The organism is Comamonas thiooxydans, assembly GCF_000964545.1.
GTDB lineage: Bacteria > Pseudomonadota > Gammaproteobacteria > Burkholderiales > Burkholderiaceae_C > Comamonas > Comamonas thiooxydans.
Window position 1 is genome coordinate 341036 of sequence record NZ_BBVD01000002.1, and the last position, 12684, is coordinate 353719.

The 12684-nt window shown below is 67.2% G+C and carries 11 protein-coding genes; all 11 read right to left on the reverse strand.

All coding sequences use genetic code 11. The annotated features are described in order from the left end of the window. Position 1: 1 nt before the first annotated feature. Positions 2–757, reverse strand: coding sequence for an ABC transporter ATP-binding protein (locus Cth01_RS03070; RefSeq protein ID WP_045838489.1), 756 nt, complete (start codon positions 755–757; stop codon positions 2–4). Next, on the reverse strand, positions 757–1758 hold the full coding sequence (locus tag Cth01_RS03075) for a FecCD family ABC transporter permease (RefSeq protein ID WP_082085629.1): 1002 nt from the start codon (positions 1756–1758) through the stop codon (positions 757–759). The genes Cth01_RS03070 and Cth01_RS03075 overlap by 1 nt, the downstream gene beginning before the upstream one ends. A gap of 135 nt (positions 1759–1893) precedes the next feature. After that, positions 1894–2946 carry an iron ABC transporter substrate-binding protein gene (locus Cth01_RS03080; RefSeq protein ID WP_045838490.1) on the reverse strand — a complete coding sequence of 351 codons (1053 nt, stop codon included), beginning with the start codon at positions 2944–2946 and terminating at the stop codon, positions 1894–1896. After that, a complete protein-coding gene (locus Cth01_RS03085; protein WP_034381432.1) occupies positions 2940–3488 on the reverse strand; it encodes a DUF2478 domain-containing protein in 549 nt (182 codons plus the stop codon). The genes Cth01_RS03080 and Cth01_RS03085 overlap by 7 nt, the downstream gene beginning before the upstream one ends. A 13-nt stretch (positions 3489–3501) precedes the next feature. Next, the gene (locus Cth01_RS03090) at positions 3502–4398 is read right to left on the reverse strand and encodes a substrate-binding domain-containing protein (protein ID WP_045838555.1); all 897 of its coding nucleotides are present in this window, start codon (positions 4396–4398) and stop codon (positions 3502–3504) included. A 5-nt stretch (positions 4399–4403) separates the two neighbouring features. Then, a complete protein-coding gene (locus Cth01_RS03095; RefSeq protein WP_428839329.1) occupies positions 4404–6458 on the reverse strand; it encodes a TonB-dependent receptor plug domain-containing protein in 2055 nt (684 codons plus the stop codon). 166 nt (positions 6459–6624) lie between these two features. Continuing rightward, positions 6625–8067 carry an NAD-dependent succinate-semialdehyde dehydrogenase gene (locus Cth01_RS03100; RefSeq protein WP_045838491.1) on the reverse strand — a complete coding sequence of 481 codons (1443 nt, stop codon included), beginning with the start codon at positions 8065–8067 and terminating at the stop codon, positions 6625–6627. Positions 8068–8213: 146 nt separating this feature from the next. After that, the gene (gene cobA, locus Cth01_RS03105) at positions 8214–9038 is read right to left on the reverse strand and encodes a uroporphyrinogen-III C-methyltransferase (protein WP_045838492.1); all 825 of its coding nucleotides are present in this window, start codon (positions 9036–9038) and stop codon (positions 8214–8216) included. Positions 9039–9074: 36 nt separating this feature from the next. Further along, positions 9075–11936, reverse strand: a complete 2862-nt coding sequence (locus Cth01_RS03110) for a nitrate reductase (RefSeq protein WP_045838493.1) — start codon at positions 11934–11936, stop codon at positions 9075–9077. Further along, positions 11933–12046 (reverse strand): hypothetical protein, encoded by a 114-nt coding sequence (locus Cth01_RS24485; protein ID WP_080746941.1) that lies wholly within the window; start codon positions 12044–12046, stop codon positions 11933–11935. The genes Cth01_RS03110 and Cth01_RS24485 overlap by 4 nt, the downstream gene beginning before the upstream one ends. 78 nt (positions 12047–12124) lie before the next feature. After that, positions 12125–12523: a nitrite reductase small subunit NirD gene (nirD, locus tag Cth01_RS03120; RefSeq protein WP_034390897.1), complete on the reverse strand. Its 399-nt coding sequence runs from the start codon at positions 12521–12523 to the stop codon at positions 12125–12127. Between the last annotated feature and the right edge of the window lie 161 nt (positions 12524–12684).

Sequence of the window (12684 nt, forward strand, 5' to 3'; positions counted from 1 at the left end):
TTCAGCGGCCGCCCGATAGATGGGCGGCAATCGCCGCCTCGCTGACGTCATAGAGCTCAGCCAGCGCTGCGGGCGTGGCCACGGCGCGCGGCTCGCCCACGCCCAGCAGCCGACCATGGCCCAGCAGAGCGATCCGGCTGGCCACGCGCAAGCCGTGCTCTGGCTGGTGGGTGGACAACAGCATGGCCATGCCCTGTGCGCTCAGCGCCTCGATCTGTTCCAGCACGCGGATCTGGTTGCCGAAGTCCAGGCTGGCCGTGGGCTCGTCCATGACCAGCAGCGCCGGCTCCTGCGCCAGCGCGCGTGCAATCAGCACCAGTTGCCGCTCGCCGCCACTGAGCTCGGTGTAGCGGCGTGCGGCCAGATGGGAGATCTGCAGCCGCTCCATGCAGGCCAGTGCCATGGCCCGGTCCGCTCCGGACGGCCTGGCCAGCAGGGGCAGGCGCGCGGCGCGTCCCATGAGCACCATGTCCAGAGCCTCGAAGGCAAACACTCCGGCCTGGGCCTGGGGCACATAGCCGACGCGGCGCGCGAACTCCGCGCGCGGCCAGTGCTGTACCGGCTGGCCCTCCACCAGCACCCGGCCCGCCAGCGGCGGCAACAGGCCCAGAACCGTGCGAAACAGCGTGGTCTTGCCGCAGCCGTTGGGGCCGAGCAGACACAGCACCTCGCCCGCGTCAATCGACAGATCCACCGCTTCGCTGACCACGCTGCGGCCATGGCCGGTGCTCAGACCCTGCAAGTCCAGCACCGTCATCAGGTATCTCCTTCGCGGCGGCCCGTGCGGGCCAGCAGATAGAGAAAAAACGGTGCGCCGACCAGGGCCGTCAGAATGCCCAGCGGCAGCTCGATTCGCGCCATGCTGCGGGCCAGCGTATCGGCCGCCACCACAAAGCCCGCACCCAGCAGGGCCGAGGCCGGCAGCAGGCGCACGAAATCGGGGCCGACCAGCAGGCGTGCCACATGCGGCACCACCAGTCCGACCCAGCCGATGATGCCGGCCAGCGACACAGCAGCCGCCGTGCCCAGCGTGGCGCAGACCACCAGCACCAGGCGCAGCCGCCCGACCGGCACGCCCAGAGCCCGCGCCTCCTCATCGGGCAGGGCCAGCAGATTGATGCGCCAGCGCAGCAGCAGCAAAGGCAGCAGGGCCGCCAGCATCACGGGCGCCGTGGCGGCCACTTCCTGCAGCGTCACGGCCGACAGGCCGCCCATGAGCCAGAAGGTGATGGACGGCAGCTGGGTGTTCGGGTCGGCCAGGGTCTTGATCAGGGCAATGCCGGCCCCCAGCAGGGAGCCCAGTGCAATACCGGCCAGTACCAACACCAGCACCGGATCGTGCCTGCGCACGCAGGCGCTGATAGCCACCACGACGGCCACGGCGATCAGACCGCCACCAAAGGCCAGCCATTGCACGGCAAACATCGACAGGCCCAGATAGATGGCGATGACGGCACCCAGGCCGGCACCGGCCGAAACGCCAAGAATGTCAGGCGAGACCAGCGGGTTGCGAAACATGCCCTGGTAGGCCGCACCGGCTGCAGCCAGCATCGCGCCGACCGCCACGCCGGCTGCGATGCGCGGCAGCCTGATGTTCCAGAGCACGGTTTCGGCCGCTGGCGGCAGCGGCGAAGCCGCTCCCGTGGCCCGTGCCCATAGCGCTTCGGCCAGCTGTGCCGGCGCCAGCGCAAACTGGCCCGAACCCAGCGCCCAGAACAACACCAGAGCCAGCAGGGCCAGGGCCAGCCACCAGCCCATGCCCACACGCAGATGACTGCGCTGGCGACTATGCCCGGAGGCATTGCTTGATGCCGCGCTTTCCGGGCTTCCCGCTTCTTTCGAGCTTTGAGCGCCTTCGCTGATATCGAATGAGTTCATGCCAGCCCCATGCATTCAGCGCGCCGCCTGCAGCAGCGCTTGCAACTGCGACGGCGACAGCTGGATGCCATAGAACAGTGCATAGAACTCGCGTACCGCCTGCTCCAGGGGCTTGGCGCCATGCCGCGCGGGCCGGCCAGGATGCAACTTCTCAAGCAGCCAGCGCACGCCGATCAGCCGGTTCACGCTGGGCGGGCCGTCCAGCCAACCGAAAGGCAGCACGGGCGCACAGTGCACTCTGCCGCTGCGCACGGCGCTGATGCCGCGCCACAAGGGGTCCTGGCGCACACGCTCGGCAAAACCCGCCTCCTGGGTCAGTATGACTTCGGGGTCCCAGGCCAGGATCTGCTCCATGGAGACGCGCGTGAGTCCGCCCCTGCCGGCCTGGGCCGCCACATTGCGGCCGCCCGCATACTCGATCACCTCGACATTGATGGAGCCGGCCAGCCCGGTTTCCAGGCCGTTGGCGCCGCGCCCCAGATAGACACGCGGCCGGGCCTGCTCACCCAGCTCAGCAGTCACGGCGCGCACCAGCCTGGCCGCTTCATCGGCATGTCGGGCCAGGGTCTCGCCACGCTCGGCTGCACCCAGCAAGCTACCGACCTCGCGCAGCTGGCGCGCATGGTCGCTCAGGCTGCCCTGCACCAGCACGCATGCCAGGCCCGTCTGGCGCGCCAGACGTTCGATGGCAGAGACATGGGTGGCGTCGGAGGTCCCGGAGTCCAGCACCAGATCGGGTTGCAGCGCCAGCAGCTTTTCAAGCGGCAGCGTGCTGCCGCGCCCCGACAGGCGCCCCAGATAGGGCAATGCCTGCAGTGGCGCTCCCAGATGGGCGCGCGCCGCATCGCCGAGCTGCATGGGCCAGCCCAGCAGTTGCTGCGGCGCCAGCGCGGCCAGCAGCACGCCGGCCGGCGGACCCGAAGCGAACACGCGGCCCGGTCGTGCCGGCAGCGAGCCAAAGCGGGCTGCGATGACCGAGCCGCCATCCTGCGCCCAGGCCCCGCCCTGATACAGGCCCGAGGCCAGCGTCGCAGCTCCGGCCTGCAGCCACTGGCGCCGCGTCAGCATGCAAGGTCTTCCCTGTCTTCGCGTGCCAGCTGCTGCCGGCACCAGTGCAGCAGTGCCTGCTCGTCGACCGGCAGGCGCACGAAGGCGCCGCCGGTAAAGCTCTGCCAGCCGGCCTCGTGGCGGGCCGCCACGGCCGTGATCACAGGAATGCCGGCCTCGACAAAGGCAGCGATCTCCTGGACAAACCCGCCGCCGGCGGCTTCGAGCTGGCCGAAGCAGTTGACGACGGCCAGCTCCACACCATCGGCCAGTGCCTGACGCAGCACCACGCTGGCCCGGGCCAGGGCCTGCGGATTGAGGCTGCAGGCCTGCGAGGCCGCGCCCAGGTCCTCGGTCATCTCGAACTGCTGGCCGCTGCGCAAATCCACGAGGCGCATGCACTTGTTGCCATTGGCATAGCGACTCTGGCGATGCACCAGCCCGCCCACCTGCCGGCCCGACTGTTGCAGCCGCCGCGCCACGCCTTCGAGCAAGTCCTCGATATCGTGCCGCTCATCGGGGTAAATCAATGCCGCCAGCGGCGGCGTCATAGCGGTGCTCATGCAGCTCCTTCGCTCAAGTCTGTCCATCGGCACCGGCGCTCATGCCGGCGGGCACGCTGTCGCGCCCAAACACCCAAGGGCCGCCCGCGCCGCTGGCCGCTTCCAGCGCATGCTGGCCGGCCGCAGACAGCAGGTACTCGGCCAGCAGGCCCGCCGCCCGGCGCTGCTCCTGCGTGGCCGGATGGCGCGGGCCGGGCGTGAGCAGCACATAGGGCCTGCGCATCAGCGGATCGCCATGCAGCAGAAGTTCTATGCCAGGGGCGCCCATCTTGCCGAAGGCCAGGGGAATATGGCCGACCACGACATAGGCCTGCTCGCGCGCCGCCAGCGCCAGCACGGCCTGCGGGCGCGGGCCGGTGTCGGCGCGCAGCCAGCGCGCATCGGGTCGTATGCCGCCGCGCCGCCACAGACGCTGCACCACCGTATAGCTGCCGGGATCGCGCAGCGCGATGAAGGGCGAGCCGGTTTCGTCAATGCGCCGCAGCGCCTGCGTGCCGTCAGCGGCCGAACGCACGCCGGCGGGGTCATGAGCGGGGCCGGCAATCACATGCTCGTTCCAGCCCCAGACGCGCGCGGCGCCAGCCATGCCGCTGGCCTCCAGTGCCATGGCTTCGTCGCTGGCGTGGATCAGCAGCATCTGCGCCTCGCCGTGCGCGAAGGCGGGCACCACGCCCTCCTTGGGCGCGGCCGCCACGGTGGTGACCGGCATGGCCAGGGCCTGGCTGGCCTGCTCGGCCACACGCGGCCACACGCCGCACAGCACGAGTCCGCCCACGGCCGCCACCTGTACGCCGGTGCCCGAAGCGGGTTGTGCCCCCATCGCCAGGGCCGGGCCACCGGCCATGCCCAGGGCAGCCAGACTGCGCAGCCAGTCACGCCGTGCCAGCGATGTCCGAAGCAGGTTTTGCATGACCATCAGAACCTGTAGCCCAGGTTCACATACCAGCTGCGCCCCGGCATGGGCAAGCCGTCGGCCAGCTGATACCACTTGTCGCCCAGATTGGCCACGCCGAAGTCCAGCGTGGTGTCCGGACGCGGCAGATAGCGCGCGCGCAAATTGGCCACGCCGTAGCCGGCCATCTGATAGACCTGGGCCTGGCCGCTGGCCGACAGCGGCACCTTGCGGCCCTGTTCTGCCTCCAGCTCGGCACGCAGCTGCCACTGGGCCTGCGGGTTCCATTGCAGGGCCGCTGTCAGGCGCTGGCGCGGCGTGTCCGTCAGCGTAATGCTGCGGTCGCTGAGATTGGTGCGGCTCAGATAGGTGTAGCCCGCATGCAGAGCCCATTGGGCCGACAGTTGCTGCGCCAGCGACACCTCAAAACCGATATTGCGCGTGCGTCCCACGTTCTGCGCCTGGTTGCAGGTCTTGCCGCCGCAGGCCGTGGAGTCAACGACCATGGTCTGGATCTGGTCGCGCACCCGGCTGTAGAACAGAGCCGCCTGGCCCTTGCCACCCTGCCAGGGCTTGCCGCTCAGGCCCAGCTCCAGATGGTTGGCCACCTCGGGCTTGAGGTCTGGGTTGGCCAGGGCCGTGCCCATGCGTGCCGAATAGCGGTCCTTGATGGTCGCAAAGCGGCTCTTGTGCGAGGCAATCAGATAGACCTCGTCGCCCTGGGCCGTGAGCGCATAGCTCAGGCGTGCCAGGCCGTTGGTGGCGCTGGTCGAGCCCATGGGCCACTGGTAGACCTGCTTGGCGTCGCGCTGGTCATGGCTCAGGCCCAGCGTCAGGCGCCAGCGCTCGGCCAGGGCGATGTGATCCTCGAGCACCAGCGAGGTGGTCACATCGCGGTAGTGCTTCTGCGGGTCCTTGCCCGAGGCCGCGTCGGTGTGCTCGTCCTGCTTGTAGTGGAAGGCCGCATGCAGCTCATGACCGGAGAAGGCGTAGTTGACCCACTCCACGCTGGCCCCCTTGCTCACATCCTTGTAGCTGCTGGTCGGATCGTGGGCCGTGTAGCTGGCGTCCTTGTACATGTCGAGACCGTTTTTGTAGGTGTCGTGGTAGAGACGCGTCTTGAGCACATTGCTGCCGTTCAGACGGGTGGTGCTCAGGAAATACAGGCTGTCCTTGTCCCAATAGGGCCAGCGCCAGTAGCGCACGGCGTTCTTCTGCGTGGACTGGCCGGCGTAGACGGGATTGCCCTTCTCGCCTTCCTGGCGCACATAGCCGATGGCGTATTCGTCCGTGGCATTGGGCGTGAGTCCCAGCTTGAAGGACAGGCGCTTGTCGGTGCGGTCCGCGTTCTCGCGCTTGCTGCCGGTATCGGTGGGCTGCTTTTTGTAATCCCTGAAGCCCCGAGGCAGAGGAAAGCTGTCGGCATCCAGGTAGGAGGCACCCAGCTGGTAGTACCAGCTGCCCTGATTACCGCCCAGGTTGAAGCTCGCCCTTCGCTCGCCGCCGCTGCCCACACCCAGGCGTACATCGCCCTCGAAGGGCTTGACCGGTTTGCGCGTGACCAGATTCACGGCACCGCCCAGCGTATTGGGACCGTACAGCAGCGAGGCACCGGCCTTGGCCACATTGATCTCGGCCAGGTCGAAGGTGGTGAAGCGGCCCAGATCCACATAGCCGTCATAGGGCACATACAGCGGCACGCCATCCACAAAAATCGGCACCTGGCGCGAGTCGAAGCCGCGCAGGCTGATCATTTCCTCGTTGCGGTTGTTGCGCGACAGGCTCACGCCGGGGAGATTGCGCACGGCATCGGCCACGGTGCTGGCGTTGCTGCGCTCCATCTCGGCACTGCCCACGCGCTGCATATCGCCGGCCCCGAGCTCCTCGGCCTCGCGCCGCGCGCTGACTTCCACCGTCCCCAGCGTGAAAGTCTGGCTGGCGGCGTCGGCTGCGCCCGCAGCTGCCACCTGGGCCCAGGCCGTGCCCATGGGCACGATGGCCAGCGCGCCCCACAACCAGCTGCGGCGAAGAACAAAACTTGGAGGATGGATCTGGGAAACCGTGGAGTGCAATGGCATGGCGCGGGCTGGAATTTGTTGTCGAATGTAAAAAACCGTCGATTCTAGCTACCGCTATTCATTTATGGAATAACGATCAGCAAACAGTCTCCATAAGCCCCACGGCATACCCCTCCCATGAAAAAAGGCCACCCGAGGGTGGCCTTGCATCAGATGCCTTGCAGATTCAAACGCAGCTGATCGCCACGGCCTTGGCCACCAGGTAGGCCTCCAGTGCCTCCGGGCCGCCTTCGGAGCCGTAGCCCGAATCCTTGATGCCGCCAAAGGGCAGCTCGGCAGACGGCAGTGCCGGCTGGTTGATCCACAGCATGCCGGCTTCCACATCCTGCGACAGTTGGTGCGTCGTCTTGAGCGAGCGCGTGAAGGCATAGGCGGCCAGGCCATAGGACAGGCGATTGGCCTCCTGAATGGCATCTTCGATCCTGTCGAAGCCGCGAATCGCCGCCACGGGGCCGAAGGGCTCCTGGTTGAAGATATCGGCCGTCAAAGGCACGTCGGCCAGCACCGTGGGCGCAAAGAAGTTGCCTGCAGAGCCAAAGGATGCGCCGCCCGTCATCAGCTTGGCACCGCTTTGCTCGGCGTTCTGGATCAGCTGGGTCAGCGCCGTCACGCGGCGCGGATTGGCCAGCGGACCCATCTGCACGCCCTGCTCCAGGCCGTTGCCGACCTTCAATGCCTCGGCATGGGCCACCATGGCACGCGTGAACTCCTCGCGCACGCTGTTGTGCACCAGAAAGCGCGTGGGCGAGATGCAGACCTGGCCCGCGTTGCGGAACTTGGCCGCACCCGCGGCCTTGACGGCCAGTTGCACATCGGCATCCTCGGCCACGATCACGGGGGCATGGCCGCCGAGCTCCATGGTCGAGCGCTTCATGTGCAGGCCGGCCAGCGCCGCCAGCTGCTTGCCCACGGCCGTGGAGCCCGTGAAGGTCACCTTGCGGATTACGGGGTGGGCAATCAGATATTCGGAAATCTGTGCGGGGTTGCCATAGACCAGGCCCACAACACCGGCAGGAATGCCGGCATCGACGAAGCACTTGAGCAGGGCTGCGGGCGAGGCCGGGGTTTCCTCGGGCGCCTTGACCAGGAAGGAGCAGCCCGAAGCCAGGGCCGCGCCGATCTTGCGCACGATCTGGTTGACGGGGAAGTTCCAGGGCGTGAAGGCAGCCACGGGCCCCACGGGGTCCTTGATCACCAGTTGCTGCTGCTCGGGGCGACGCGAAGGCACGATGCGGCCATAGACACGCAGAGCCTCGTCGGCAAACCATTCGATGATGCCGGCGCCGGCAATGATTTCCACCTTGGCCTCGGCCAGCGGCTTGCCCTGCTCCTGCGTCAGCAGCGCGGCAATCTCGTCGGCACGCTCCTTGAGCAGAGCTGCGGCACGGCGCATGATGGCGCCGCGCTCATGGGCAGATACCTTGCGCCAGACCTGAAAGCCCTTGTCTGCCGCCGCCAGGGCGCGGTCCAGATCGGCGATATCCGCATGGGCCACGCGGCCAATCACTTCGCCGCTTGCCGGGTTACGCACATCAATTTTCTTGCTGCTGGCAGCGTCCTGCCACTGACCGTCGATCAAAAGCTGGGTATCAGGATATGCAGTGCTCATCGCATGACTCATAGGTGTCGGCCGCCGCTATCCCCCTGCAGACTGACGAGGCCGGGTGTGACAAATGTTCAGGGGTTACCGGACAAATTCTAGTCATGCAGGCTCGGCACTCAGACAAAAGGGAGACAGCTGTCAGCAATCGGCCTTTATGCCCCCACGGCGCGGCGCAGCTGCACCTGCTCCAGCAGACCGTCAAGGCCGGCTGCCGACGATGCGGCCAGGCCGACCACCTCGCCCACCACGAACACGCAGGGGCTGCCCAGTCCGCTGGCAGCCAGCGCCTGCGTCATCTGCCCCAGATCGGTCAGTATCTGTTGCTGTGCGGGCAGGCTGGCGTTCTGGACCAGGGCCACCGGAGTAGATGCCGGCAGTCCGCCGGCCAGCAACTGCTGCTGGATGAGGGCGGCAGTGGCAACGCCCATGTAAATCACCAGCGTCAGCCCCAGCATCCGGGCAGTGCCGGCCAGCAACTGCCAGTCGTGACCGGCACTGCCTGGCTTGGCATGACCGGTGATGAACACCACACCATGGGCATGGTCACGATGGGTCAGCGCAACGCCGAGGCTGGTGGCAGCGGCCAGCCCTGCGGTGATCCCGTTGACCACTTCCACGGCGATTCCGGCCCGGCGCAGATGCTCGACCTCCTCACCGCCACGGCCAAAGATGAAGGGATCGCCACCCTTGAGGCGCACCACCAGCTCGCCCTGGCGGGCCGCCATGATCATGAGCTTTTCGATGAACTCCTGCGAGGTGCTTTCGCGCCCGCCGCGCTTGCCCACATGGACGACGCGGGCGCTTGCGCTGGCAAGCTTCACGATGTCGGCAGACACCAGGTCGTCCGCCAGCAGCAGCGTGGCGGACTGGATCAGTCTCAGCGCCTTGAGCGTGAGCAGCTCCGGATCACCGGGGCCGGCACCGACCAGATAGCAGCGGCCCACGGGCGGCAGGGAAGTGGCATGGCTGTTTGTCATGGCTGGCCTTTCATATGCATTGCCGGACATCAAAATCTAGGAGGCAACCGGCAGGGCTGCCGACTGCGGTGCAGACGTCGCATGTACCAGTTGTTTGATTTTGGGAATACAGGAGCCGCAGCGCGTGCCGCAACCCAGAGAAGACTTGAGCTGCGCGAGCCGCTCGTCGGCGGAGCCCTCGCAGATGGCCAGCGCCGAGCTGATGCTGGCCTCATCCACATTCATGCAGGCACAGATCTGCGGCGACCGGGCCGGCATGGCGGCTGGCGGCCTGGCACCCGAGGACAGCAGCAGGCGCCCATAGCTTTGCACCGATTGTTCGTCGCGCAGTACCGGCCCCAGCCAGCGGCCGGCGCTGGCGTCACCACAGAGCAAAAAGGCATCGAGCCTGGGCTCCTCGGTCTGCCGGCCTATCGCCATGGCCCGGCTGCATTGGCGACGCGCGTCGGCATAGCGCATGGCCTGCGGGCCATCGAGCTGCAGCAGACCATGCAGCCGCGCCAGCACCTCGGCGCTGGGCTGCGCATAGGCCGCCGCGCGGAACTGCACGCCGGTGCGGCCCTGATCCGCTTTTTCCAGCGGCACGGCGCGCCCGAACAGCACGCAGCTGGCGAAGTCGAACTCGGCCATCAATTCGGTCAAAGCCTGGCGAACCGACTGCACCTGCTGTTCATCCAGCCATGCCATGCCCAGACAAGTCCAGGGCAGCTCGGTCTTGAGCAGCTTGACGGCCACATGCTTGAGCTCGGGCTGCTTGGAGCGCGGGCAGCGCTCGGGCGTGGTCAGGGCGTTGACGCCCGCAAGCCGCTGCCCCTTGGAGCCCATGCCGCTCAGGTACATGCTGCCCCAGTGCATGGGCAGATAGAGCTGTGCCGGCTGCAGCCCCGGATCTGCCTGCACGGGCAGCACGATGGCGCCATAGCGGTTGGACAGGTGGACCAGGTCGCCGTCCTTCAGTTGCAGCCGCTGCATGTCCTGAGGGCCGACCTGCAACTGCGGTTCGCTGACATGGGCAAACAGGCGCCCCAGCTGGCCGGTGCGCGTCATGCCATGCCATTGATCGCGCAGGCGGCCGGTGTTGAGGCTGAACGGATGTCGCGCATCGCGCGGCACGACCGGCGCCTGCCAGGGCTGGGCATCAAAACGTGCGCGCCCGTCATCGGTTGCAAAGACTGCGTCGCCATACAGACGCTGACGGCCCTGGCTGGCGCCTTGGGGCATGGGCCATTGCTGGGGTCCCTTGACCTCCAGCAACGGCCAGCTCAGACCCGTGATATCCAGATCGCGCCCGCGTGTGGACTCGCGATGCTCGTTCCAGATGGCTTCGGCACCCGCGTCGGCATTCGCAGTGTCATAGGGAAACAGGGTTGGCAGCGAGGGCCGCAGATGCTGCTCCAGGCGCCGCGCCAGCTCCACGCCTATCTGCCAGTCATGGCGTGCCGCCCCCGGCGCGACCACAGCAGCGCGCACCCGCGAGATGCGCCGCTCGCTGTTCGTGACCGTGCCCAGCTTCTCGCCCCAGGTGGAGGCAGGCAGCAGCCAGTCGGCATAGGCCGTGGTCTCGGTCGCTGCAAAAGCCTCCTGCACCACCACCAGCTCAGCGCGCTCCAGCGCCCTGCGCACCATGGCCTGTTCGGGCATGCTCTGCGCGGGATTGGTGCAGGCAATCCACAAGGCCTTGATCTGCCCGTCGGCGGCAGCCTCGAACATCTCCAGCGCGGACTTGCCGGGCTGCGCGGGAATCGACTCCACACCCCATAGCTGCGCCACTTCGGCCCTGTGCCCTGCGTTGGAAAGATCGCGATGCGCGCTCAGCAGATTGGACAGTCCGCCCACCTCGCGCCCGCCCATGGCATTGGGCTGGCCCGTCAACGACAGAGGCCCGGCGCCAGGCCTGCCGATCTGGCCTGTCGCCAGATGCAGATTGATCAGCGCAGCATTATTGGCCGTGCCGCTGCGGCTCTGGTTCAGGCCCTGGCAGTACAGGCTGAGCGATGGACGACGCGCGTCCGTCGGCTCCTCGGCACCACCCAGTGCCATCCAGCGCGCCGCCCGGTACAGGTCCGCCACGGGCAGGCCGCAGACGGCGGCGACCTTCTCTGGCGTGGCTTCGCGCACCAGCTCCTTGAGCTGTGCAAAGCCGCTGGTGTGCTGCGCGATGAAGGCGCTGTCCGTCCAGCCCTCCCACAGCATGATGTGCAGCAGGCCATGAAACAGCATCACATCGCTGCCCGGCTGCAGCGGCAGATAAAGATCGGCCAGCTCGGCGGTCTCGGTGCGGCGCGGATCGGCCACGATGATCCTGAGCTGCGGATTGCGGGCCCTGGCCTCCTCCACACGCCGGAACAGGATGGGATGCGCCCAAGCCATATTGCTGCCCGTGATGAACAGGCAGCCGGCCAGATCTATGTCCTCATAGCAGGCCGGTGGTGCATCGGAGCCCAGCGTGGCCTTGTAGCCAGCCACGGCGCTGCTCATGCACAGGCGCGAATTGGTGTCGAGATTGTTGGTGCCCAACAAGCCTTTGACCAGCTTGTTGAAGACGTAGTAGTCCTCGGTCAGCAACTGGCCACTGAGATAGAAGCCCAGTGCATCGGGCCCATGGGCGGCGCGAATGCCGGCAATGCGCGCCGCCAGCTCGTCCAGGGACTGATCCCAGCTCGCGACCTGCGGCGCGGATGTCCGCTCCAGCCTGCGCATGGGCTGCAGCAGACGGGCCTGCTGGGCATAGGCGGGCGCGGCCGTCAGATGCAGGGTGCTGCCCTTGGTGCACAGACGGCCCAAGTTGGCAGGATGCTCGGGATCGCCGCGCACGCCGGTAATCTGCAGGCCATCGGACTCGATGACCACGCCGCAGCCGACACCGCAATAGGGACAGGTGGACTTGGTTTCTTTCATGGCGTCACCAGAGAGAGGCTGCGGCGTTCATGTTCACTCCTACGCGGACCGCCGAAGGCGAGTCCGCAGCCGACGCCGCAATAGGGACAGGTGGATCGGGTCTCACGCATGGCAGACTTTCAGTGAAATTGCGCCGCAGCGCCCGGCTATCAAGCGCATGCTGCTACTCGATTCATAACTATCAGACGCTAGGCCGCAGCACAGCCGGACCTGGCTGCGCAATGCGCAGGACCGGCATGCGGGCGGGTCTGCTCCAGGGCACGGCTGGCCAGTTCGTCGGCGCACAGCTGCACCTCGCCGTCCTGCACACGCACGCTGAAATAAGGCGTGCAGCCCTCATCGGGCGCCGCCGCCTCGCCGGTGCTGAGCGCAATCGTCCAGTTGTGCAGCGGGCAGGCCACGCTGCGCCCGAACACAATGCCTTGCGACAGCGGTCCGCCCTTGTGCGGGCAGCGGTCCAGCAGCGCGAACACCTCGTCGTCGGCATTGCGGAACACGGCCACATCCAGACCTTTGGCCCGCGCCACGCGGCGGGCCCCCAGCACGGGGATGTCGTCCATCGTGCAGATAGAAATCCATTCGCTCATTTACATCTCCTAAGCTCCCCCTGAGCCGCTTTGCGGCTTCCCCCTCTCTCGCTTCGCGGGAGGGGGACGACGGCCTCACTACGGGGCGGCCCTTGCTCGCCGTCCCTTGGCTATGCCGCGCCAGGTTCGTAAATTGCTGAAAAATTGAAAGAGGTTCTCGG